Below are 20221 nucleotides of genomic sequence, written 5' to 3'. Positions count from 1 at the left end.
CCGGACAAGAAATTCGGTCCTTTCGGGGGATCCAAATGGATTCCCCCTCGTCTTTTCAGATAGACCTTCGGCGTCCCAACCGCCCTGTCTGTGCACGTGACGAAGGATCTGGTCTTGACTCGTTCTGTTCTCGGGAGCTTCGGCGCGGCCGTTGCCGCACTCGCCCTGGCCGCCGCGGGTGCCGGCGTCTCGTACGCCGCATCACCGCCTCAAGCCGCGTCCTTCTCCCCCGCGGAATCCAGGTCGGAGGGGCGGATCCTGATCCCGGACGATACGACTGATTCGAGTCAGACCTTTCAGAATCCCGATGGCACGGTGACCACGGAGCTCGATTCGGGTCCGGTCCGGTTCCAGGAGTCCGATGGCGACTGGACCAAGATCGACACGTCCCTGGTCGAGCGCGACGGCCGGTGGGTGCCCAAGGCGGCGCCGATCGAGATCTCGTTCTCTCCGGGTGGTGATCAGGAGTTCGTGCAGGTAGAGCGCAATGGGGGAGACTCGGTCTCCCTCGGCTGGGTCGACGAGCTTCCGGAGCCGACGGTCGATGGAGCCACCCTCACCTACCGCAATGCGGTGGACGGCGGAGATCTCGTCGTGACGGCCCTGCCGAACGGCTTCAGTCATTCCATCGTCCTGAGGGATCGCCCGGAGGCCGGAACGCCGCTGGAGATCCCGATCCCGGTGGCGCTCGACGGGACCAGGATTGCTGAGGCCACGGACGGCGCCTTGCGGATCAGCAGCTCCGAGGACGAGGCGCTGCGCGCACCGGCGCCGCGGATGTGGGACGCCGATCTCGGAGCCGACGGGCTGCCGGCCTCTACAGAACCGGTCGAGGTCAGCGTGGAGCGTTCGGGTTCGTCCGCGACACTTACCCTGGAGCCGGACGCCGGCTTCCTGGAAGACCCGGACACGGCCTTTCCGGTCACGGTCGACCCGACGTACACGACCGTCGACCCGACCGACAACGGTGACACCTTCATCGACAACGGCAGCTTCACCGAAGGCACCGCCACGTGGGGTTGGGACACGCTGCGGTCCGGGACCCAGAACTCGGGCGCGACCGTAGCGCGGACCTACCTCGACTTCCCGACCATCGATCTCGCGAACAAGGCTCTGGTCAGTGCCACGCTGAAGGCGCGCGTGGTCGGTTCGCCGTCCTGCACCAACGGTACGACCGTCGCGTCCCGGATCACCTCGGCGTGGCACCTGAGCACCGACACCAACGATTCCGGGCGGCTGCGATGGGCCAAGCAGCCGACCATCGACACCTCCTACGAGCCGCAGTACTGGCTCCCGCACGGTGGCCCGGCCGGGTCCGCGTGCGCAGCCCACGGGTGGGCCACCTGGAATGTGCTGCCGTCCGTGACGGCCTGGCAGTCGGGAGGGCCGGCGAGTCAGTACGGATTCCAGCTCCGCGCCGCGACCACCACGGCGAACGGTAGCTTCCGGCAGTTCCGGTCGGTCAACGGAACCACGTCCGGCGACACCTACTGGCCTCGGCTGATCGTCACCTACAACACGCCGCCTTCGACCCCGACGGACCTGACGATCGACCCGAGCGTCGGCACGGTCGTCGGCTCGGTGACCCCCACGATCTCCGCGAGGATCAGCGACCCTGACACCGGGAACGTCCAAGCGATCGTGTCGATCACCGAGGGGGCTGAGGAGATCTGGTCCAACACCTCCGAGCCCGCGGCTGGGCCGCGCACAGCATCGGTCGAGATTCCGTACGGAGTTCTCGAGGTCGGCCACGAGTACACGGTGCACGTGCGCGCCAGCGATGGATCGCTCACCTCGGCAGGTGAGGCCGGCGCCGCCTTCACCGTCCAGCCAGAGCGCCCCGAGGACGAGGAGCAGCCGAAGGTCGACATCGTTGAACTCGACGAGGGAATCGAAGAATCGCCGCCCGACCAGAAACTCATTGACGACCTCGAGACGATCTCCGACGTCGTGTCCGAAACCGCGGCTGATGAATCGACCGGCGGCGCCTGGGTCGATGACGAGTCAGGCAACGTCGTTGTCGGGATCACCGATCCGACTGTCGAGCCTGACGTTTCGATCGCCCTGGACGCGGCTGACGTCAACAATGTTGCGTTCGCGCAGGTCGACCACAGCCAGGCCACCCTGGATGACATCGTCGAGAACGTCTACGACCAGCCTGGGCTGGAGGACATTTCCTCCGCGATGCATGACTACGAGCACAATCAGGTCGTTCTTACATCCAGCGAGCCGGTGACGGACGAGTTGAGGGAATCTGTCTTCGCCGCTTACGGCGACGCTGCGGTCATTGACTCCGAGCCGCTCGTGGTCGACCCCGTGAGACGCGAAGCCGATACATCCCCGTTCTACGCGGGCGCGTGGATCGGCAACGGAGTGTTCAACACTGCCTTGTGCACGGCGGCTTGGTCCTGGGTGATGCCGTCAGGCGCCGCTCGGATGCTCACAGCCGGCCACTGCTTTCCGACTGGCCCTTCCGGGGGTTGGAATGACGCGACGACCAACGCGACCAAGACGTACAACTACGCACTGGGTCGTGCCGTGTCGAGCACCTACAAGGACGGCAGTGGGACAGCCGGTGCGGATGGTGATCTGGCGCTTCTCGACACCAATATCGGCGCTGGAGGAGCCGCGACTCACCGCTCAGCCGCTCCCAGAATGTGGACTGGCGGCTCGTCGTCGGATACCTCGACAACCGTGGTCGGCGTCGACCGATGGACCGCAAAGGGAACCGCTGTCTGCTACTCCGGCATGAAGCGCGGGGTGCAATGCGGGCGCACCGTCGACTCCGATGGCAACGGCGGCTACGTGGTCGCCGACGCAAGCGCCAGCTACAAGTCAAGCGATGGGGAGAAGGTCAGCCACGTCGCGCGAGCCACAAAGGGTTGGGGCAAGTGCCCACAACCCGGCGACTCGGGCTCACCGGTCTATGTCAACACTCCCGGACCAGGAGTGGCCGCGCACGGCATCGTGAGTGGCGCCACCTTCGGCCACAACTTCGGCGGCGACGACGAGTTTGTCGGGAAGTACGAACCGCTTTCCCATTGCGAACTGTTCTTCACGGAGATCGGTCAGGCTTACCAGCATTGGGCAGGACATATTGAAACCACTGGATGACGTCGTGACAGTCGTAGTGGGTGAGCCCCTGAGAGCTACATTCGCCTTCGCGGAAGTTGGAGGACCGTTGACAGTCAAGACCCTTGCTCGGTCTCCCCTCGATGGCGCCGCGAATTGGGTCGGGGACTGGATCATCTATCTGCCGTACGCAGCTGTAGCTGTGGTGATCATTGGCCTGCTCTTGGCCGCACTCGGTTTGACTCCGCGCAAGCGCACTCTGTGGCTTTGCCTAGCCGTCGCTGCCTCCATCGGCTGGAGCCTCTACGGACTGTCCAGGGACATCACCATTTCCACGCCTGGCGACGCTCACACCTACTGCGCGTCCACCGCGGAGTATCCGGGTGCGCACAACGCTGAGTTCGATTTCCACGACCCCTGCGATCGAGCCGAGTTGCGCCACAATGTTGTCGCCCTGCTTCCGCTAGGAATCTCGCTGAGCGTGCTGTCGTACACGCTCAGCGCCAGTGGCCTCTCGCGATCTCGGCACCACACGAAGGTCCGTGCATTGAGTTGACCGCTCGACGCTGTCACTTCGGCTCCCCGAACTCCCCGTCGACGTAGACCCACCGGCCCGCGCGCCGGGTGAACCGGCTGCGCTCGTGCAGCACGCCCGATCCGGCCGGCGAGGTCCAGGACGCCCGGAACTCGACGGTGCCCTCGTCGCCGTCCTCGGTCGCGTCGAGCACCTCCAGGCCGGTCCAGGTCGTGCCCGGGTCCGGGTCGACGTCCTCGGGCCGGGTGCGCGGGTGCCAGGTGCGGAACAGGTGGTTGCCGTCGCCGACGGCGAATGCGGAGTAGCGCGAACGCATCAGCTCCTCCGGCGTCGCGGCCTGCCGCTCCTGGCGGTGCAGGGGACCGCAGCAGACGTCGTACGGGGTGCCGCTGCCGCACGGGCACGCGGCGGCGCGGGGGAGTCCGGTCACGCGTCGCGCTTGGCCTGGCGGCGCGCCCCGGTGGCGCTGCGCCCTGCGACCTGCTTGGTGCCGCCGGAGGTCTTCGTCGTCGGGCGCTTGGTGCGGGCCGTCGCGGGCCCGGCCTTGGGCGCGGCCTTCGCCGGGGCCTTCTTCGGGGCCTTCTTCGCGGGTGCCTTCGTGGGGCGGGCGGCGGCGAGCCGCTCCTCCTTGAGTTCCGCGGCGGCTCGCGAGGCGTGCGCGGCGACCTCGCGGCTGACCTGGGCCAGCGCGGTCTCGAAGACCTCGGCCTTGTCGCGGTCCCGCTTGTTCTTCGGGTACGCGAAGCCACGTCCGCCGCGCTTGACGACCGCACCAGCCGCACTGCGCCGGTAGCTGGTGACGTACTTGGACCGTGCCCGCCGGATCCGGGAGTGCAGCGCGAGCAGCTCCTCCTCGTCGAGGTCGGCCAGCGCGGCCTTCGCGGTCTCGGCCACCAGGCGCTGCTCAGCGGTGGTCATCGAATTGAGTACGGCCTTGTCCACGTCGACCTCCTGTGCCGGTTCGCTCCATCGTGCCGGAGCAGTCCGCCCGCGGCCAGCCCGGATCCCGGATCTTCTCCGGGGACTCAGGAGGGCTGAGTAGCCTGCAAGGGTGACCTCGACGCGATTCGACTCCGTCCCGCCCACCCCCGCCACTCTCGGTGAGCTGCGTGCCTCCGGCCACGTCGCGAAGGACCTGCGCACCGAGATCCGGGACAACCTGCTCGCCATGCTCCGCGCCGGTCAGGATCCCTGGCCCGGGCTGCACGGCTTCGAGAGCACCGTGATCCCGCAGGTCGAGCGGGCCCTCCTCGCCGGCCACGACATCGTCCTGCTCGGCGAGCGCGGCCAGGGCAAGACCCGGCTGCTGCGCAGCCTGGTCGGGCTGCTGGACGAGTGGACCCCGGTGATCGACGGGGCCGAGCTCGGCGAGCACCCCTACGAGCCGATCACCCACGAGTCCCGACGCCGCGCGGCCGAGCTCGGCGACGCGCTGCCGGTGGCCTGGCGGCACCGCGAGGAGCGGTACGCCGAGAAGCTCGCCACCCCGGACACCAGCGTCGCCGACCTGATCGGCGACGTGGACCCGATGAAGGTCGCCGAGGGCCGCTCGCTCGGTGACCCGGAGACCATCCACTTCGGCCTGATCCCGCGCAGCCACCGCGGCATCGTCGCGATCAACGAGCTGCCGGACCTCGCCGAGCGGATCCAGGTCGCGATGCTCAACGTGATGGAGGAGCGCGACATCCAGATCCGCGGCTACGTGCTGCGGCTCCCGCTGGACGTGCTCGTCGTGGCCAGCGCCAACCCCGAGGACTACACCAACCGCGGCCGGATCATCACCCCGCTCAAGGACCGCTTCGGCGCCGAGGTGCGGACGCACTACCCGACCCGGATCGCCGACGAGATCGCCGTCATCCGGCAGGAGGCGCACCTGGTCGCCGACGTCCCCGACCACCTCGTCGAGATCCTGGCCCGGTTCACCCGCGGGCTGCGGGAAAGCCAGTCCGTCGACCAGCGGTCCGGGGTCAGCGCCCGGTTCGCGATCGCCGGCGCCGAGACGGTCGCCGCGGCCGCGCTGCACCGGGCCAGCGTCCGGGGCGAGGACGAGCCGGTGGCGCGGGTCGTCGACCTGCAGACCGCGGTCGACGTCCTCGGCGGCAAGATCGAGTTCGAGACCGGCGAGGAGGGCCGCGAGGAGGAGATCCTCGGCCACCTGCTCCGGCTCGCCACCGCGGAGACCGTCCGCGCCCACCTGGCCGGCATCGACCTGGGCCTGCTGGTCAGCGCCCTGGAGAACGGCGGCAGCGTCACCACCGGCGAGCACGTCACCGCCCGCGACTTCCTCGCCGGCCTGCCCGCGCTCGGTGAGTCCGAGCTGTACGACGACGTCTGCGACCGGCTCGGCGCGGACTCCGACGGCACCCGCGCCGGCGCCATCGAGCTCGCCCTGGAGGGCCTGTACCTGGCCCGCCAGGTCGCCAAGGAGACGACCGACGGGGAGACCGTCTATGGCTGATCGCCGGGACCCGCACCGCTCCGTCTACCGGCGCTACGCCGGCGGGCCGGACCCGCTCGCCCCGCCGGTCGACCTCGCCGAGGCGCTGGAGCACATCGGCGAGGACGTGATGGCCGGGTACTCCCCGGAGCGCGCGATGCAGGAGTTCCTGCGGCGCGGCGGGCAGGACCGCCGCGGCCTCGACGACCTGGCCCGCGAGGTGGCCCGCAAGCGCCAGGAGCTGCTCTCCCGGCACAACCTGAACGGCACCCTCGACGAGGTCCGCGAGCTGCTCGACCGGGCCGTCCTCGCCGAGCGCGGCCAGCTCGCCCGCGACGTCGACCTCGACGACGCGGACCGGGCGTTCCGGGAGATGCAGCTGGAAGAGCTGCCGCCCTCGACCGCCGCGGCGGTGAGCGAGCTGGCGTCGTACGACTGGCAGAGCGCCGAGGCGCGGGCCGACTACGAGAAGATCAAGGATCTGCTCGGCCGCGAGCTCCTGGACCAGCGGTTCCAGGGCATGAAGCAGGCGCTCGAGGGGGCCACCGAGGCCGACCGGGCCGCGATCAACGAGATGCTCTCCGATCTCAACGAGCTGCTGGAGAAGAACCGCCAGGGGATGGACACCCCGGAGGACTTCGCCGAGTTCATGGACAAGCACGGGGACTTCTTCCCGGAGAACCCGCAGAACATCGACGAGCTGCTCGACGCGCTCGCGCAGCGCTCCGCGGCCGCGCAGCGGATGCTCAGCTCGATGTCACCCGAGCAGCGGCAGGAGCTGATGGAGCTCTCCGCGCAGGCGTTCGGCTCCCCGGAGCTGATGGAATCCCTGAACCGCCTCGACGGCAACCTGCAGGCGTTGCGCCCGGGAGAGGACTGGGGCGGCTCGGAGGAGTTCAGCGGCGAGCAGGGCCTCGGGCTCGGCGATGGGACCGGAGCCCTGCAGGACCTCGCCGAGCTCGACGACCTCGCCGAACAGCTCTCCCAGTCCTACGGCGGCGCCCGGATGGACGACCTCGACCTCGACAAGCTGGCCCGCCAGCTCGGTGACCAGGCCGCGGTGGACGCCCGCACCCTGCAGGACCTGGAGCGGGCGCTGCGCGACTCCGGCTACCTGAAGCGGACCTCCGACGGCCAGCTCCGGCTCTCGCCGAAGGCGATGCGTCAGCTCGGCAAGGCGCTGCTGCGCGACGTGGCGACCCGGCTGTCCGGCCGGCAGGGCCAGCGCGACCTGCGTCAGGCCGGTGCCGCCGGCGAGCGCAGCGGGGCGACCCGGGAGTGGGCGTTCGGCGACACCGAGCCGTGGGACATCCCGCGGACCGTGCTCAACGCCGTACGCCGCCGGGCCGAGTCGCCCGACGCGGGTGCGGACGGCGGCCGCCTCTTCCAGATGCAGGACATCGAGGTGATGGAGACCGAGGCGCGCACCCAGGCGGCCGTCGCGCTGCTCGTCGACACCTCGTTCTCGATGGCGATGGACGGCCGCTGGGTGCCGATGAAGCGCACCGCGCTGGCGCTGCACCAGCTGATCACCAGCCGGTTCCGCGGCGACCACCTCCAGCTCATCGGCTTCGGCCGGCACGCCCAGGTGATGGAGATCGAGGAGCTCACCGCGCTGGATGCGATGTGGGCGAAGGGGACGAACCTGCACCACGCGCTGCTGCTGGCCAACCGGCACTTCCGCAAGCACCCGAACGCCCAGCCGGTGCTGCTGATCGTCACCGACGGCGAGCCGACCTCGCACCTGGAGCCGGACGGCGAGGTCTACTTCGCCTACCCGCCGCACCCGCTGACCATCGCCTACAGCGTCCGCGAGCTCGACAACGCCGGCCGCCTCGGCGCGCAGACCACCTTCTTCCGCCTCGGGGACGACCCGGGCCTGGCCCGGTTCATCGAGTCGATGGCCAAGCGGGTCGACGGCCGCGTGGTCGCCCCCGAGCTGGACGACCTCGGCGCCGCCGTGGTCGGCAGCTACCTGGGCGCCCGCGGCGGCCGCGGCTCGAACGCGTCCCGGGGCGAGGACATGGGCTTCGGGGGTTGGTGGGGCGGCTCCCGCGGCTTCTGGGTCGGCTGATTTCGCCAGGGCTCAGCCGAAGAGCTGCTTCGCCATCGCCGCGATCACGGCCTCCAGCGCCTTGAACGGCCGGACCATCACCGTGAACTCGGTGATCAGGCCGTCGTCGTCCCACCGGATCATGTCGATGCCCTCGACCTGCATCCCGTCCACCTCGGTGGTGAACCGCAGCACCGCGTCGGACTCGCGGGTCCAGGTGTCGTGGTAGGCCAGCTCCGGGCCGAGGACCACGAACGCGGCGCCGAGGTAGGCGACGACCAGGTCGCGGCCCTCCTGCGGGGAGTGCACCGCGGGCGAGCGGAAGACGGCGTCGGGGGCGACCAGCGCGGGGAGGGCCGCCGGATCGCCGCTCTCGACGGCGGCGTGCCAGCGGGCCAGCCCGGTCTCGGCGGGGGTGCTCATCGCACCAGCCTCGCACCGAGCTGGAACGGCTGGCCGTCGGCCCCCGCGAGCGAGGCGTTGCTCAGGGTGACCACGGCGGACGCGACCTTCGTCCGGTCGAAGGGCACGGTGCGGCCGCCGTTGCCGGCCGCGTCCAGCGGCACCCCGAAGTACCGGACGGTGCCGTTGCGCATCCGGAGCTGGACCAGCGCCTGCGGCGCGGTGCTCCGCGCGGGGCCGTTGAGGTAGACCCGCAGCCGGGTGCGGACCGGCAGCCGCGGCCCCGGGCGGAGCAGCACGGCGGTGCCGGTGAGGTGGTCGAGCCGGAAGGTGGCGTTGAGCCGCGGCGTGCCGGCGCGCAGGGTGGCGGATCCGGCGAACGCCGGCGCCGGCCAGAGCGCGCGGTCGCGATAGCTTCCGGGCGGCAGAGTGTTCCAGGCGGTGAACCGGGCGAACGCGGCCTCGAACGAGCGCCCGTACGCCGCCAGCGCGGCCACCACCGCCTGGCGCGCGTTGCGCCCGGCCGGGGCGTCGGCGTACTGCCAGAAACGCCGGATGACGGCGCGGTCGCCGACGTACTCGGACAGGAACTTCCAGAAGACCACGATCCCGTAGCGCTCGAAGGTGCCGTTCGAGTCGATCGGCGTACCGGGTTCGCGGACCGGGCTGAAGCGCAGGTACTGCAGGTAGTCGTTGATGGCCGGGTAGACCTCGTCCTCGGCCCAGACGGCGGTGCCCTCCATGGCCCAGGTCTCCTGGCCGGCGTCGTAGGCGAACTGGATCGCGTGGAAGAACTCGTGCGCGGCGGTGACCCGGAGCGAGTTGATCGCCGGGGCGCCGTACTGGCTGGGGGAGAAGTCGTCGTCGAGCGCGCAGTACGCCGGCGACTGGTCAGCCGACGAGGTGGTGCTGCAGTAGCCGTAGATGCCCTGCCCGCCGAGGTCGTCGGTGATGCTCACGTCGAGCCGGCCGTCGCCGTCGCTGAGCGGGGCGCGGAAGCCGAACGTGCCGATCTCCGTCGCGTACACGTACTCCAGGGTGTCCGCGGTGAGCTGGGCCTGCTGCTCGTCCCCGGCGAGGTACCGGACGCAGAAGTGCGCCGTCGGCAGCGTCCTGGGCCCGAGGAAGGAGTTCGTGCACGACGTCGAGGAGGCGGCCGTGGCGGCCGGGCCGGCCAGGTACCGGTCCGCGGCCGCGCGCTCGCTGGTGCTCAGGTGCGGCCGGGCCGCCCGGAGCTCGCGGAGCAGCAGGCCGACGTCGCGGTAGGGGAGCCGCGTCCCGGGCGCGCGGCGCGCCGGGGTGAACGCGGCGCCGACCGCGCGGAGCACGGCGCGCGCGCTCTCGTGGCGGCCGTCCTCGGCGCGCGCGGTGGCCGGGACGGGGTTGACGAGGGTGACGAGAGCGAGGACGAGCGCCGCCGTGATCCCACACACGGAGGCGCCCCGGAGCTGGGAGGGCACACCTGAGGGTAGGTCAGGAACCCGTGGGCGACGAACGGTCTCGCCGTTCGGTAGCGTCGCGGTGCGATGAGCATCGACCTGGTCCTCCCCGAAGGTGCCGCGGACGCCGAGCGGCGGCGCCGGCTCCGGCGCATGCGCGCCGTCGCCCTCGGCCTGCTCCTGTTCGCGGCCGCGGTCTACGTCGCGACCCTCGACCGGGGCGGCTTCTGGGGCTACGTGAACGCGGGGGCGGAGGCGTCCATGGTCGGCGCGATCGCGGACTGGTTCGCGGTGACCGCGCTGTTCCGGCACCCGCTCGGACTGCCCGTCCCGCACACCGCGCTGATCCCGAAGCGGAAGGACGAGTTCGGGCGCAGCCTCGAGGACTTCTTCGCCGACAACTTCCTCCAGGAGGACATCATCCGCGGCCGGCTCGCCGAGGCGCGGATCTCGGCCCGGGCCGGGGAGTGGGTGGCCGAGCCGGCGAACGCGGCCAGGGTCGTCGCCGAGGGCTCCCAGCTGCTCGCGCTCGGTGTCCGGCGGCTCCGCGACGCCGACGTCGAGGCGCTCGTCGCCGAGGTGCTGATCCCGCGGCTCGTCGCCGAACCGGTGGCCCCGATCGCCGGCAACCTGCTCGCCGAGGTGCTCAGTGACGACGCGCACCACGGGCTCGTCGACCTGGCCCTGGAGGAGGGGCACCACTGGCTGGTGCACAACCAGGAGACCTTCGCCCAGGTGCTCAGCGAGCGCGCCCCCTGGTGGGCGCCCGACCGGCTCAACGAGGTGGTCACCGACCGGATCCACCTGGAGGCGGTCCGCTGGATCGCCGACATCCGGGCGGACCCCCAGCACCGGGCCCGGCACGCGCTCGACAGCCTGCTGCACCAGCTCGCCGAGGACCTGCTCACCAGACCGGAGACCCAGGCCCGGGCGGAGCGGCTGAAGGTCCGGCTGCTCGAGCACCCGCAGCTCCTGGCCAGCGGGATGGCGGTCTTCGACGCGTTCAAGCGTGCCCTCCTGGACGCGCTCGCCGACGACGACGGACCGCTGCGCGCGCGGGCCCAGGCCGAGCTGGTCGCGTTCGGCCACCGGCTCACCACCGACCGGGCGCTGCAGGAGCGCTGCGACGCGGTGGTCGCCGACGCGGCCGTCTTCGGGGTACGCCGCTACGGCGGCGAGCTGACCGGGGTGATCACGCACACCATCGAGCGCTGGGACGGCGAGGAGGCGGCGGAGCGCATCGAGCTGCACGTCGGCCGGGACCTCCAGTTCATCCGGATCAACGGCACCATCGTCGGCGGCTTGGTCGGGGTGCTGATCCACGCGGTCACCACGGTCCTGGTCTGACCCCTGGTCTGAGCCTGGTCCGAGCCCTGGTCCGAGCCCTGGTCCGAGCCCTGGTCCGAGCCCTGGTCCGATCGCCGGCCTGAGAGGATGGGCCGCATGCGCGAGGTGGAGATCCGGGACGACTCGATCCGACTGGGCCAGCTGCTCAAGCTGGCCGACCTGGTCGACGACGGCAGCGACGCCAAGGCGCTGCTCGCCGGCGGCGCGGTCCGGGTCAACGGGGAGCCGGAGACCCGGCGTGGCCGCCAGCTCGTCCCGGGCGACACCGTGACGGCGCAGGGCGAGACCGTTGGCATCGTGTCTCGCGCCCACTAGATTCGGCGGTATGAGGATCAGTGAGGTGATCGCCGCCAAGGCCAACCACGAGACCATCACCATCACCCCGGACGCCAGCGTCCGGGACCTGGTCGCGCTGCTCGGTGAGCACAACATCGGTGCCGCCGTGGTGAGCAGCGACGGCACCACCGTGTCCGGCATCGTCAGCGAGCGCGACGTCGTGCGCCACCTGGTCGGCAACGACGCACTCCTGGGGGCGCGGGTCTCCGAGATCATGACGACCCAGGTCAGCACCTGCGGGCCCGCCGACTCGCTGGACGAGGTCCGCGCGACGATGACCGAGGGCCGGTTCCGCCACCTCCCGGTCGTCGACGACGGCCACCTGGTCGGCGTGATCAGCATCGGCGACGTGGTGAAGAGCCACATCGACCAGGTCGAGTTCGAGCGCGACCAGTTGGACTCCTACGTCCACCAGACGTAGCAGGAGCCGCGATACGCGGCACCTGCCGGCGTTGTCGGGCCTCGACGTCCGCTCCGCTGCGCTCCGCTGAAGGACGCCTTCGCCCCTCCGCCTTGGCAGGCACCACGTCTCGCGACCCCTGCCACGCCTGGGTAGGGTCGAGGTATGAGTGAGAAGCCTGAGATCGATTTCATTGAGGGCCCGCCGCCCGCCGACCTGGTGGTCACCGACCAGAAGGTCGGCGAGGGTGACGAGGCGACCGCCGGGAAGACCGTGTCGGTGCACTACGTCGGTGTCGCGCACTCGACCGGCGAGGAGTTCGACGCGTCCTACAACCGGGGCGCCCCGCTGGACTTCCGCCTCGGCGTCGGCCAGGTCATCGCCGGCTGGGACCAGGGCGTCCAGGGCATGAAGGTCGGCGGCCGCCGCACCCTCGTGATCCCGCCGCACCTGGGCTACGGCGACCGCGGTGCCGGCGGCGCGATCAAGCCGGGCGAGACGCTGATCTTCGTCGTGGACCTGCTCGCGGTCCGCTGACCCCGATCCCCGTGAACGACCTCGAACCCGACGTACCGGCGGCCCCGCCGGTACGTCGGGCTCGCCACCTGATCGACCCCTCGGCGCCGCCGCGGCGGCAGGACCCGGTGAGCCTCACCCACGTCCAGCGCTGGGTGATGTCGATCCTCGCGGCGACCACGATCTTCCACCTGTCGGTCGGGATCGTCCTGGCCGCGGTTCTCCCCGACGACATGACGACCGGTTCGCGCGTCGGGCTCTGCGTCATCGCGGCCGCCTTCGGCGTCATCGCCGTCGCCTGCGGGATGCTCATCCACCGGCAGAAGCTGCCCTCGCCGTGGCTGGTGCTCGGCATCCTTCCCGGCGTCGCCGGACTGGTCCTCGTCCTGGCCTGAGCCGCCCGCGGTCCGGGGGTGGGGGCGGCGCGCACTAACCTTGCTCGCATGCCCCTCGACTACACCGACGACCTCCGGCTCGCGCACGTCCTCGCGGACGACGCGGACTCGCTCACGTCGGCGCGGTTCAAGGCGCTCGACCTGCACGTGATGACCAAGCCGGACCTGACCCCGGTGACCGACGCCGACCAGGCGGTCGAGGACGGCATCCGGCGCACGCTCTCCCGGGCCCGGCCCCGCGACGCGGTGCTCGGTGAGGAGTCCGGGGCCACCGGCCACAGCCAGCGCCGGTGGGTCGTCGACCCGATCGACGGCACCAAGAACTTCGTCCGCGGCGTCCCCGTGTGGGCGACGCTGATCTCGCTGATGGTCGACGACGAGGTCGTCGTCGGGGTGGTGTCCGCGCCGCAGCTGAACCGACGCTGGTGGGCGATGAAGGACGGCGGCGCCTGGACCGGCAAGTCGTTGCTGCGGGCCACCGCCTGCCAGGTCTCGGACGTGTCCCGGATCGAGGACGCCTCGCTCTCCTACGCGTCGCTGCACGGCTGGGAGGAGCGCGGCCGGCTGGACGACTTCCTCGCGCTGTCGCGGCGCTGCTGGCGCACCCGTGCGTACGGCGACTTCTGGTCCTACATGCTCGTGGCCGAGGGCGCGGTCGACATCGCCGCGGAGCCGGAGCTCGAGCTCTACGACATGGCCGCGCTGGACGTGATCGTCCGCGAGGCCGGCGGCATCTTCACCTCCCTGGACGGCGAGCCCGGCCCGCACGGCGGCAACGCGCTGGCGAGCAACGGCAAGCTCCACGACCAGGCGCTCGCCTTCCTCGGCACGGTCGACGACGCGTCCCGGCACGCGCAGCGCGGCGGCGGTCAGGTCCACGACCTCGCCGAGCGCCGCCGGCTGGCCGAGGACACGCCCGAGGACTGAGGCTCGGAGACGTTCCTCAGTCGCCCTCGCGCGGGTCACGCGCGGCCAGCAGCCGGCGGAACGACTCCACCCGGTCGCGCTGGTCGCCGACCGCCTCGTCGAGCCCGCACTCGGGCTCCCCGAAACCGTGGGTGCACCCCCGCGGGCAGTCCCGGGTCAGCTCGTGCAGGTCGCCGAACGCCTCGATGAGGTGGTCGGGGTCGACGTGCGCCAGGCCGAAGGAGCGGATGCCGGGGGTGTCGACGATCCAGCCGTCGACGATGCCGTCGGCTCCCGGGAGCGGCAGCATCAGCGCGTTCGTCGAGGTGTGCCGGCCGCGACCGGTGACCGCGTTCACGACGCCGGTCGAGCGCATCGCGTCCGGTACCAGGGCGTTGACGAGGGTGGACTTGCCGACGCCGCTGTGCCCGACCAGGACGCTGGTGCGGCCGACCAGCCGTTCGCGGACCGCGGAGACGTCGGCGCCGCGCTGGGTGACGACGTACGGGACCCCGAGCGGGCGGTAGATCGAGACCAGGGTGTCGGGGTCGGCCAGGTCGGACTTGGTCAGGCAGAGCAGGGGGTCCATCCCGGCGTCGTACGCCGCGACCAGGGCCCGGTCGATCAGCCGCGGCCGCGGTTCGGGGTCGGCCAGCGCGGCGACGATGACGAGCTGGTCGGCGTTCGACACCAGGACCCGTTCGACCGGGTCGGTGTCGTCCGCGGTGCGGCGCAGGACGGTCACCCGCTCGTCGACGGTGACGATCCGGGCCAGGCTTCCCGGGGCGCCGGTGACGTCGCCGACGATGCGGACCCGGTCGCCGACGACGACGCCCTTGCGACCCAGCGGACGGGCCTTCATGGCAATCACCGGGGTTCCGTCCTCGAGCAGGCAGGTCAGCCGGCCGCGGTCGACCGTGGTGACCACCGCCGGGACCGCGTCGTCGTACGTCGGGCGCTCCTTGGTCCGCGGACGAGTGCGGCGCCGGGGCCGCTCGTAGGACTCCGGGTCGTGCTCGTCGTAGCGGGGGCTCATGCCGGGCGCTGCTCCTCGCCGAAGAGGGCCGACCAGGTCCGCTCGAAGCCGGGGAAGGTCTTCGCGGTGGTGCCCACGTCCTCGACGAGGACCTCGGGGACGGCCGAGCCCACCACGACGGCGGCGTGCGCCATCCGGTGGTCGGCGTAGGTCCGGAACGTGCCGCCGTGCAGCGGTGCCGGGCGCAGCGAGAGGCCGTCGGCGTGCTCGGTCACGTCGGCGCCGAGGTTGCCGAGCTCGGTCGCGAGCGCGGCGAGCCGGTCCGTCTCGTGGCCGCGGATGTGCCCGATCCCGCGCAGGTGCGAGGGGCCGTCGGCCAGCGCGGCCAGGGCCGCGATCGCCGGAGCCAGCTCGCCGACGTCGTGCAGGTCGACGTCGATCCCGTGGATCGACCCGGTCCCGCGGACGGTCAGGCCGTCGGCGTCCCGGGTGACCTCGGCGCCCATCCGGGCCAGGATGTCGCGCAGCGCGTCGCCGGCCTGGGTGGTCCCGTCGGGCCAGCCGGGCACCGTGACGGTGCCGCCCGAAGTGAGGGCGAGCATCAGGAACGGCGCCGCGTTGGAGAGGTCCGGCTCGATGGCGACCTCGCGCGCCGCGACCGGGCCGGGATGGACCCGCCACCGGTTCGGGGTGCCGTCGTCGACCTCGACGCCGCGCGCGCGCAGGCAGGCCACCGTCATCTCGATGTGCGGGAGCGACGGCACCGGCGCGCCGTCGTGGCGGACGTCGATGCCCGCGGCGTACGCCGGGCCGGCGAGCAGCAGCGCGGAGACGAACTGGCTCGACGCCGACGCGTCGATCACCACGGTCCCGCCGCGGACCGTCCCGGTGCCGTGCACGCTGAACGGCAGCGTGCCGGTCGGGCTGGTCACGTCGACGCCGACGCCGCGCAACGCGCCGAGCACCTCGGCCATCGGCCGGGTCCGGGCGTGCGGGTCGCCGTCGAAGTCGGTGCGACCGCCGCGCAGCGCCGCCACCGGCGGCACGAACCGCATCACCGTGCCGGCCAGGCCGCAGTCGACCGCGACGGTGCTGGTGTCGGTGCCGGAGATCCCCGGGGTGACCGACCAGTCGGACCCGGTCGTGTCCACCGCGGAGCCGAGTGCGCCCAGCGCCCGGGCCATCAGCTCGGTGTCCCGCGAGCGGAGCGCACGCCCGACCTTGCCGGGGCCGTCGGCGAGCGCCGCCAGCACGAGCTCGCGGTTGGTCAGCGACTTCGACCCGGGCAGCTCGACCCGCGCCGTCACCGGTCCGCGGGCGCACGGCGCCGGCCACAGGTCCGCAAGCGTCGGAGAGTTCACCTGCGCAGGCTACCGAGCCCGGGTCACAGGAGGCCGAGCAGGACGCTGTCGTGGTTGTTGGTCATGTTCGGGTCGAGGAAGTCCTCGGGCACGTCGGCGTTGACCGCGACCGAGACCGGGATGCCGAGCACCTTGAAGTTCAGCGCCGGGTCGTCCGGGGCGACCTCGCAGGTCACCGTGGTGGTGCCGTCGCCGGTGCACCCGTCGCCGACCTGCTGGAGGACGCCGCCGACGACCTGGATCGTCACCGTCGAGGTCTCCCCGGCCGGGATGCCGTCCACGGTCGCCATGACGTTGCCGAGCGAGCCCGTCTGCGGCTGGCCCAGGATGCCGAGGCCGGGGCGGAACGCCAGCCGGGCGCTGACGTCCGACGAGGTCGGCGGAGGCGTGGGCGGCGTCGACGGCGGGGCGGTCGGGGGCGTGGTCGGCGGCGTGGACGGGGTCTGCGGCGCCTGCGTCGGCTTCGGGGTCGACGGCGTGCCCGGCGTGGAGCCGGCCGGCGTCGGCTGGGCGGCGGACGGGAACGTGGTGATCGGCGACGACGGGCTGGACGGGCCCTGGGTGGGCTTCGGCTCCGGGGTCGGCTTCGGGGTCGCCGGGTTCGGGGCGGCCGGCGTGGAGACCGACGGGGGGCTCGGGTCGGCGGTGATGGTGCCGGGGTTGGACTGGCCACCGTTGGTCAGTGCGAGCGCGAGGGCGGTGATCCCGGCGACGCCGGTGACACCGACGACGCCGACGACGACCTGGGTGTTGGCGGCCGCGGCGTCCTTCATCCGCAGCAGGGCGGCGGCGAGCACGGTGTTCTGGCTGGCGGCTGCGGCGCTCAGGTAGCCGGCGCTCGCCGCGCCGAGGACCATCGGGCCGATCACGCCGGCCAGCGAGGAGTTCACCTCGGCCAGCTCGAGGTAGGCGGCGGTGCACTTCAGGCAGGTCTCGAGGTGGGTCTCCACCTTGTTCGCGTCCCGGCGCGAGAGCCCCTTGCGGACGTACGCGCCGAGCCGGTCGTGGGTCCAGCGGCACTCGTCGCCGCCGAGGTCCGCGGTGTGCATCTGCAGGTACGCCGTGCGCAGGCCCTCGCGCGCCCGGTAGGCCAGCGCGGAGACGGCGTTCGGGCTCATCCCGAGCAGCGGCGCCACGTCGGCCGGCTTCTGGCCCTCGATCTCCAGGTGCCAGAGCACCAGCTGCCAGCGCTCGGGCAGGCTGGCGAACGCCTTCGCGGCGGCGGCTCCCTCGAAGCCGGCGATCACAGTGTCCGAGAACGGCTCGCCGTCGTCGTACGGGGTGAGGTCGTCGGTCGGGGTGGCGCGGGCGGTGGCGCGGATCTTGTCGACGTGCAGGCGCCGGATCGCGGTCAGCAGGTAGGCGCGGAAGGCGACGTCGGGACCGCCGCCGGCGAGGAGCACGTTGAGGACCTTCGCGAAGCCCTCGGAGACGAGGTCGTCGGCGTCGGAGGGGGAGACCAGCTGACGGGCCAGCCGGGTCGCGGCGTCGCGGTGCCGTGCGAAGAGGTCGCCGTACGCCGAGACGTCACCCCCGCGCACGCGGGAGATCAGCTCGGCATCACTGGCGTCCCCCCGGCGGGACTGCACGTCAATTTCGGTCATTTGTCTCTATAACGGACCAGACGACTAGAGGTGACGCCCATCGTTCCACTTTCTTCGGCCGCGCAGGGAGGAACGGCCGAGGAAATCCGTGCACAATTCCGTCAGATCCGCGTCATGAACCTCGGTGCGGGCCGTTTCACTCCCGAGTTCGGTCACGGGGGTGCCGAACCCGCACAAACAGCAGGACCCGGAAGGAGTGGGGATGGGCCTCTTCGGAACCTTGACGAACCGGTCTGTCACCACGAGCAACAAGAGCCAGGAGATGCCCGAACGCCTGCGGCGCCAGCTGCCCGCACGCTTCGAGGCAATTGGGGAGGCTCTCGTTGCCGGCGCCGAGGTCCACGCTGCGTGTGCTGTGGTGGGCCGCGACCTGGCCCGTGACGGGATCGACCTCTCCGAGGCCCTTCACGGGCTCCGGTCCACCTTCGACCTGGTGGTCCGGCGCGAGCCCGACTTCGAGTCGACGGAGGCGCTCAGCGTCGCGTGGAGCGACGAGACGCTGAGCTTCCTCCACCAGGTCTCCTGCGAGAACCCGCTGACCGGCCTGGCCACGCTGGCCCACGTCCGCACCCGGGTCGCCGAGGTGCTCCGGGCGGCGGAGGAGTCCACCACTGCGGTGGAGCACGTGCTGATCGTCATCGACCAACCGGCCGACCTGCGCGACATTGCCGGGATGGGGCGCGCGCTCGCGATGGCGCGGCTCGCCGACCGCGCCCGCCTCGTGTTCGCCGGGTCCGAGACCATCGGCGAAGCCGGGCCGAGCCGGCTCCTGGTGCTCGCCGAGCGCTCGGAGACCCTGGGCAACCGGGTCGCGGTGCTGCGCGACCTGATCAGCGGCAGCACCCCGATCGGGGACCTGCCGGCCCGCGTCTGGATCGAGGGCCTGCCCGACAACCACGCCGCGAGCGTGGCGCTGCTCGACGAATTGGCGAGGACTTAGTCCCCGTCGGCGTCCGTCCTCCTCGCTAGCCTGTCCGCATGTGCGGTCGGTACGCGTCCAGCGTGGATCCCGAGGATCTCGTCGAGGAGTTCGAGCTGCGCACCGCCGACCTGCCCAGACTCGAGGCCGACTACAACGTCGCGCCGACCAAGGAGGTCTACGGGATCGTCGAGCGGCCGCCCCGCAAGGCTGCCACTGACGAGGGGGGCCCGGACGGCGAGGAGCTGCCGGCCGAGCGGCAGGCCCGGGTGCTGACCTGGGGGTTGGTGCCGTCGTGGGCCAAGGACCCGAAGATCGGCAGCCGGATGATCAACGCCCGGATGGAGACGGTCGCCGAGAAGCCGGCGTACCGGCGGGCGTTCGAGAAGCGGCGCGCGATCCTTCCCGCCGACGGCTACTACGAGTGGTACGAGACCGACGAGCTGACGAAGTCCGGCAAGCCGCGCAAGCAACCTTTCTTCATCCGGCCCCGCGACGGCGGGATCCTGGCGATGGCCGGGCTCTACGAGCTCTGGCGCGACCCCGACCGCGACGCCGACGACCCGCTGCGCTGGCGGTGGACCTGCACGGTGATCACGACCGACGCCACCGACGACCTCGGCCGGATCCACGACCGGATGCCGCTGATGCTCACCCGGGACCGGTACGACGCCTGGCTGGACCCGACCAACAACGCCCGGGCCGACCTGCTCGGCCTGCTGGTACCCGCGGCGCCGGGCCTGCTCGAGGCGTACCCGGTCTCCACCCTGGTCTCCAACGTGGCGAACAACGGTCCGGAGCTGATCGCGCCGATCCCCCTGGAAGGGGCCTGATGTCCACCAGCCGACGCGTACCGACACCGCAGGGCGACGCCCGGCTGGTCACCTACCGGGCCCGGGAGCCGCAGGTCACCCTGGTGCTCACCCACGGAGCCGGCGGCGGGATCGAGGCCGCCGACCTGGTGGCCCTCGCCGGGGCGCTCCCGCGCCACGGCATCACCGTGGTCCTCGTCGAGATGCCGTGGCGGGTGGTGGGCAAGAAGCTCGCCCCGCGCCCGGCCCTGATCGACCAGGCCTACACCTCGGTCCTCGCCGCCCTCCGACCCCGCACGCCGGTGGTCCTCGGCGGCCGCAGCGCCGGTGCGCGGGCGGCCTGCCGGATCGCCGCGGGCGCGGGCGCCGCCGGCGTTCTCGCGCTCGCGTTCCCGCTGCACCCGCCCGGCAAGCCGGAGAAGTCGCGGCTCGACGAGCTCGAGGGTGCCGGGGTGCCCACCCTGGTGGTGCAGGGGGAGCGGGACCCGTTCGGCACGCCCGCGGAGTTCCCCGCCGACGTCGACCTGGCCGTCGTCCCGTCCGGCGACCACGCGCTCCGCGTCCCGCGCTCGGCGCCGCTGACCCAGCAGGAGGCCTTCGCCGTGATCGCCGAGGCGGTCCTGGAGTGGATCGTCCGCGAGGTGACGGGCTAGTCCGCTCGGGACTGCGCGGCGGCGCGGGAATCCGCGACGGGGTGCCGGTGTTGGAACC

The 20221-nt window shown here is 71.8% G+C and carries 20 protein-coding genes; 13 read left to right on the top strand and 7 right to left on the bottom strand.

What is annotated here, in order from left to right; genetic code table 11:
• Nucleotides 1-96: 96 nt before the first annotated feature.
• Both AB4Y76_RS02635 and AB4Y76_RS02630 read left to right on the top strand, forming a co-directional pair.
• Nucleotides 97-3114 (top strand): hypothetical protein, encoded by a 3018-nt coding sequence (locus AB4Y76_RS02635; protein ID WP_441921944.1) that lies wholly within the window; start codon nucleotides 97-99, stop codon nucleotides 3112-3114.
• Between the two features lie 67 nt (nucleotides 3115-3181).
• Nucleotides 3182-3628, top strand: a complete 447-nt coding sequence (locus AB4Y76_RS02630; RefSeq protein ID WP_441921943.1) for a hypothetical protein — start codon at nucleotides 3182-3184, stop codon at nucleotides 3626-3628.
• Between the two features lie 13 nt (nucleotides 3629-3641).
• Here the strand turns inward: AB4Y76_RS02630 and AB4Y76_RS02625 are convergent, their stop codons facing one another.
• Nucleotides 3642-4037: a YchJ family protein gene (locus tag AB4Y76_RS02625; protein ID WP_441921942.1), complete on the bottom strand. Its 396-nt coding sequence runs from the start codon at nucleotides 4035-4037 to the stop codon at nucleotides 3642-3644.
• Nucleotides 4034-4549, bottom strand: coding sequence for a hypothetical protein (locus tag AB4Y76_RS02620; protein WP_441921941.1), 516 nt, complete (start codon nucleotides 4547-4549; stop codon nucleotides 4034-4036). Before AB4Y76_RS02620 ends, AB4Y76_RS02625 begins: the two co-directional genes overlap by 4 nt.
• Before the next feature lie 109 nt (nucleotides 4550-4658).
• Between AB4Y76_RS02620 and AB4Y76_RS02615 the strand changes: the two genes are divergently transcribed.
• Complete coding sequence (locus AB4Y76_RS02615) at nucleotides 4659-6065, top strand: magnesium chelatase (protein WP_441921940.1); 1407 nt, start codon at nucleotides 4659-4661, stop codon at nucleotides 6063-6065.
• Nucleotides 6058-8118, top strand: a complete 2061-nt coding sequence (locus tag AB4Y76_RS02610) for a VWA domain-containing protein (protein ID WP_441921939.1) — start codon at nucleotides 6058-6060, stop codon at nucleotides 8116-8118. Before AB4Y76_RS02615 ends, AB4Y76_RS02610 begins: the two co-directional genes overlap by 8 nt.
• 12 nt (nucleotides 8119-8130) lie before the next feature.
• Here the strand turns inward: AB4Y76_RS02610 and AB4Y76_RS02605 are convergent, their stop codons facing one another.
• Both AB4Y76_RS02605 and AB4Y76_RS02600 read right to left on the bottom strand, forming a co-directional pair.
• Entirely contained in the window at nucleotides 8131-8520 is a 390-nt protein-coding gene (locus tag AB4Y76_RS02605; protein WP_441921938.1) for a nuclear transport factor 2 family protein, read from the bottom strand.
• A complete protein-coding gene (locus AB4Y76_RS02600; protein ID WP_441921937.1) occupies nucleotides 8517-9932 on the bottom strand; it encodes an MXAN_6640 family putative metalloprotease in 1416 nt (471 codons plus the stop codon). Before AB4Y76_RS02600 ends, AB4Y76_RS02605 begins: the two co-directional genes overlap by 4 nt.
• Nucleotides 9933-10025: 93 nt before the next feature.
• Between AB4Y76_RS02600 and AB4Y76_RS02595 the strand changes: the two genes are divergently transcribed.
• The 6 genes from AB4Y76_RS02595 (at nucleotide 10026) to hisN (ending at nucleotide 13859) form a co-directional block, all read left to right on the top strand.
• On the top strand, nucleotides 10026-11285 hold the full coding sequence (locus AB4Y76_RS02595) for a DUF445 domain-containing protein (RefSeq protein WP_441921936.1): 1260 nt from the start codon (nucleotides 10026-10028) through the stop codon (nucleotides 11283-11285).
• A 96-nt stretch (nucleotides 11286-11381) separates the two neighbouring features.
• Complete coding sequence (locus tag AB4Y76_RS02590) at nucleotides 11382-11600, top strand: RNA-binding S4 domain-containing protein (protein WP_441921935.1); 219 nt, start codon at nucleotides 11382-11384, stop codon at nucleotides 11598-11600.
• A 10-nt stretch (nucleotides 11601-11610) separates the two neighbouring features.
• The gene (locus tag AB4Y76_RS02585) at nucleotides 11611-12042 is read left to right on the top strand and encodes a CBS domain-containing protein (RefSeq protein WP_441921934.1); all 432 of its coding nucleotides are present in this window, start codon (nucleotides 11611-11613) and stop codon (nucleotides 12040-12042) included.
• 144 nt (nucleotides 12043-12186) lie between these two features.
• Complete coding sequence (locus tag AB4Y76_RS02580; protein ID WP_441921933.1) at nucleotides 12187-12558, top strand: FKBP-type peptidyl-prolyl cis-trans isomerase; 372 nt, start codon at nucleotides 12187-12189, stop codon at nucleotides 12556-12558.
• An 11-nt stretch (nucleotides 12559-12569) separates the two neighbouring features.
• The gene (locus AB4Y76_RS02575) at nucleotides 12570-12932 is read left to right on the top strand and encodes a hypothetical protein (RefSeq protein WP_441921932.1); all 363 of its coding nucleotides are present in this window, start codon (nucleotides 12570-12572) and stop codon (nucleotides 12930-12932) included.
• Between the two features lie 48 nt (nucleotides 12933-12980).
• Complete coding sequence (gene hisN / locus AB4Y76_RS02570; protein WP_441921931.1) at nucleotides 12981-13859, top strand: histidinol-phosphatase; 879 nt, start codon at nucleotides 12981-12983, stop codon at nucleotides 13857-13859.
• A gap of 16 nt (nucleotides 13860-13875) precedes the next feature.
• Here the strand turns inward: hisN and rsgA are convergent, their stop codons facing one another.
• The 3 genes from rsgA to AB4Y76_RS02555 are packed head-to-tail and all read right to left on the bottom strand — an operon-like array spanning nucleotide 13876 to nucleotide 17779.
• Complete coding sequence (gene rsgA / locus AB4Y76_RS02565; RefSeq protein ID WP_441921930.1) at nucleotides 13876-14874, bottom strand: ribosome small subunit-dependent GTPase A; 999 nt, start codon at nucleotides 14872-14874, stop codon at nucleotides 13876-13878.
• The gene (gene aroA, locus AB4Y76_RS02560; RefSeq protein ID WP_441921929.1) at nucleotides 14871-16175 is read right to left on the bottom strand and encodes a 3-phosphoshikimate 1-carboxyvinyltransferase; all 1305 of its coding nucleotides are present in this window, start codon (nucleotides 16173-16175) and stop codon (nucleotides 14871-14873) included. Before aroA ends, rsgA begins: the two co-directional genes overlap by 4 nt.
• Nucleotides 16176-16198: 23 nt before the next feature.
• Nucleotides 16199-17779, bottom strand: coding sequence for a sigma-70 family RNA polymerase sigma factor (locus AB4Y76_RS02555; protein WP_441921928.1), 1581 nt, complete (start codon nucleotides 17777-17779; stop codon nucleotides 16199-16201).
• Between the two features lie 202 nt (nucleotides 17780-17981).
• Here AB4Y76_RS02555 and AB4Y76_RS02550 point away from each other — a divergent pair, with 202 nt between their 5' ends.
• The 3 genes from AB4Y76_RS02550 to AB4Y76_RS02540 are packed head-to-tail and all read left to right on the top strand — an operon-like array spanning nucleotide 17982 to nucleotide 20163.
• Nucleotides 17982-18719, top strand: a complete 738-nt coding sequence (locus AB4Y76_RS02550) for a hypothetical protein (protein WP_441921927.1) — start codon at nucleotides 17982-17984, stop codon at nucleotides 18717-18719.
• Between the two features lie 38 nt (nucleotides 18720-18757).
• Nucleotides 18758-19531 (top strand): SOS response-associated peptidase, encoded by a 774-nt coding sequence (locus AB4Y76_RS02545; protein ID WP_441921926.1) that lies wholly within the window; start codon nucleotides 18758-18760, stop codon nucleotides 19529-19531.
• Nucleotides 19531-20163 (top strand): alpha/beta hydrolase family protein, encoded by a 633-nt coding sequence (locus tag AB4Y76_RS02540; RefSeq protein WP_441921925.1) that lies wholly within the window; start codon nucleotides 19531-19533, stop codon nucleotides 20161-20163. The genes AB4Y76_RS02545 and AB4Y76_RS02540 overlap by 1 nt, the downstream gene beginning before the upstream one ends.
• Nucleotides 20164-20221 lie beyond the last annotated feature (58 nt).

The sequence above is a fragment of the Marmoricola sp. RAF53 genome (assembly GCF_052114005.1).
Taxonomy (GTDB): domain Bacteria; phylum Actinomycetota; class Actinomycetes; order Propionibacteriales; family Nocardioidaceae; genus Marmoricola.
The sequence above is the reverse complement of the archived record's forward strand: the minus strand, read 5'-3'. Positions and strand labels throughout refer to the sequence as shown.

Excerpts from the sequence above, each read along its gene's own strand:
- AB4Y76_RS02610 (WP_441921939.1), top strand. The coding sequence starts at position 6,058 with ATGGCTGATCGCCGGGACCCGCACCGCTCCGTCTACCGGCGCTACGCC.
- AB4Y76_RS02605 (WP_441921938.1), bottom strand. The coding sequence starts at position 8,520 with ATGAGCACCCCCGCCGAGACCGGGCTGGCCCGCTGGCACGCCGCCGTC.
- AB4Y76_RS02595 (WP_441921936.1), top strand. The coding sequence starts at position 10,026 with ATGAGCATCGACCTGGTCCTCCCCGAAGGTGCCGCGGACGCCGAGCGG.
- AB4Y76_RS02590 (WP_441921935.1), top strand. The coding sequence starts at position 11,382 with ATGCGCGAGGTGGAGATCCGGGACGACTCGATCCGACTGGGCCAGCTG.
- AB4Y76_RS02585 (WP_441921934.1), top strand. The coding sequence starts at position 11,611 with ATGAGGATCAGTGAGGTGATCGCCGCCAAGGCCAACCACGAGACCATC.
- AB4Y76_RS02580 (WP_441921933.1), top strand. The coding sequence starts at position 12,187 with ATGAGTGAGAAGCCTGAGATCGATTTCATTGAGGGCCCGCCGCCCGCC.
- hisN (WP_441921931.1), top strand. The coding sequence starts at position 12,981 with ATGCCCCTCGACTACACCGACGACCTCCGGCTCGCGCACGTCCTCGCG.
- rsgA (WP_441921930.1), bottom strand. The coding sequence starts at position 14,874 with ATGAGCCCCCGCTACGACGAGCACGACCCGGAGTCCTACGAGCGGCCC.
- AB4Y76_RS02555 (WP_441921928.1), bottom strand. The coding sequence starts at position 17,779 with ATGACCGAAATTGACGTGCAGTCCCGCCGGGGGGACGCCAGTGATGCC.
- AB4Y76_RS02550 (WP_441921927.1), top strand. The coding sequence starts at position 17,982 with ATGGGCCTCTTCGGAACCTTGACGAACCGGTCTGTCACCACGAGCAAC.
- AB4Y76_RS02545 (WP_441921926.1), top strand. The coding sequence starts at position 18,758 with ATGTGCGGTCGGTACGCGTCCAGCGTGGATCCCGAGGATCTCGTCGAG.
- AB4Y76_RS02540 (WP_441921925.1), top strand. The coding sequence starts at position 19,531 with ATGTCCACCAGCCGACGCGTACCGACACCGCAGGGCGACGCCCGGCTG.